General features: G+C 61.1%; 1 protein-coding gene and 1 pseudogene. Both read right to left on the reverse strand.

Going from position 1 to position 1,739, the window contains the following annotated elements; genetic code table 11:
• Positions 1 to 464 precede the first annotated feature (464 nt).
• Positions 465 to 1,070 (reverse strand): WHG domain-containing protein, encoded by a 606-nt coding sequence (locus tag Q0938_RS19060; protein WP_299365685.1) that lies wholly within the window; start codon positions 1,068 to 1,070, stop codon positions 465 to 467.
• 323 nt (positions 1,071 to 1,393) lie between these two features.
• Positions 1,394 to 1,739 (reverse strand): annotated as a pseudogene (locus tag Q0938_RS19065) (MBL fold metallo-hydrolase); the annotation flags it as partial.

A 1,739-nucleotide genomic window follows, 5' to 3' on the forward strand; every position in this document is an offset into this window, starting at 1 on the left:
CAGCATCACAACGAAAGCCGCCTGATCATGCCCTCAGGCCATCCGGGAAATTACACCAGCTTGACGGACGTGACCCTGGCGCCTCCGCCGGCGCTTCAATGTCGCCGATCAGAGAGGACCGAACGACCTGCTTCTGCGGCCATTGAACAGGACGAGGAACTTGCGCTCGATCTCCAGTGCCATGCAGCCGCGCTTCCATGCGAGTGGACGCGCGACGATCCGGGCAGGTGGGGCAAAGCAATGATGACCACCCGGAGGACTTAACGTTCGGATCCTCTTTCAAGCCCGACAGACGCTTGCGCCACTCCTCTATCGCCCCACAGATCCCCAGCATCAGCGCAGCCGTCAGCAGAGACGAAGGGACATAGTCGGATGACAGGATGTCCAGGATCCAGTATCCGCCCGTTTAGGGTCGACGACCTCTCGGGTCCTGCGTGGTGAGGTCCGGCCGCGCGATCCACTGCTCAGGCTTTGGACATCGCCATATCGAAATAGCTGTTCATCATGCGCGTCAGTGCTGCGCGCGGGTCGCCCGGATTTCCCCAAAGCCGCGTATGGTCCATATCCTGCACAACGATGCCGAGCGTCAGCGTCCGCATGGTCAGCATCACTTCAGCAATGTCGATGTCGGCCCTGATCATCCCAGTATCGCGGGCCCGCTCCATCATCGCCCGGGCAAGATCATAGATTGCAGTGGAAAACCGGCTCACCTTGTGTTCCGACACGGTCGCCATCGCCGGTGGGGTGACCAGCAGGCGACCGCCGACCGGATTGTCGAAGAACCATTCGACATAAGCGTGGCTCAACTCGCGAAGCTGGGCGACAACGTCATCCTGTGGCGCGGCGGACGCACGGCGGACCAGGTGGTCCGTCAGAAGTACCATCTGCTGTTCGATGACGGCTGCACTCAGGGCACAAGCATCGGCAAACCAGGCTTGCGCCTGTTCAAGCGGGACCTCGGCGTCCTCGGCCGCGCGCGCGAGATCTGGCTGCGGCGACGCTGCCGCCATCTGTTCGGCTGCGGATTTCAGCAAACGATCGTATGGACGCATGTCCGGAGCCGCTTCCATGCAGTCTCGAGCCTCTCGCTTCGGTGTCTCCCTCAAGCACGCCACTCCGCGCGTGCGGACCGGGAGGACACGTTACAAACACTACAATGCATTCGCCCGCAAAAGTTCAAAGTCTCGTAAAAATGGCATTTGGCTCATCGCACGCCGGTCGGAGCTCTGACGGGGCAATCCGAGGCAGACGCGGTGCCGGCTTAGGGCGCGGAGCCTCTCAGGGATTGGAGCACGACGCGTTGAATTGCTCAGCGACCGACTTCAGATTCAAGGGCGCTGCGCAACTGAAACGAGAGTTCGTCCGTTGCACAGGATCACGAGCCCGCCCATTCTCACTGAACATCATGGGTTCCCATGATGATTCCGCCATCGATGCCCTGCACCATCGCATAGCCTGCGTTCAGGATGGCGACGTCAGGCGCATGCGTTGCCAGGGCGGCGGCGACATCGTCGTTCCAGATCGTGTCACCGGCCAAGTAAATCGTCTTGTCACCGGGGCGGCTGAACACCACGCCGCAGACTTCACCCAGGATTTCGGCCATCACCTCGTAATGCGCCTCGGTCCCATGACGACCGGTCGTCTTGATCAGCCGGACGCCCTTGAATTCGGTGTTGTCGGTGAGGACACGGACATCTCTGAAGCCCTGACCTCGAACAACGTCGGCGTCAGCCTCGTTC

The sequence above is a fragment of the uncultured Paracoccus sp. genome (assembly GCF_947496875.1).
In the GTDB taxonomy this organism is placed as follows: Bacteria; Pseudomonadota; Alphaproteobacteria; order Rhodobacterales; family Rhodobacteraceae; genus Paracoccus.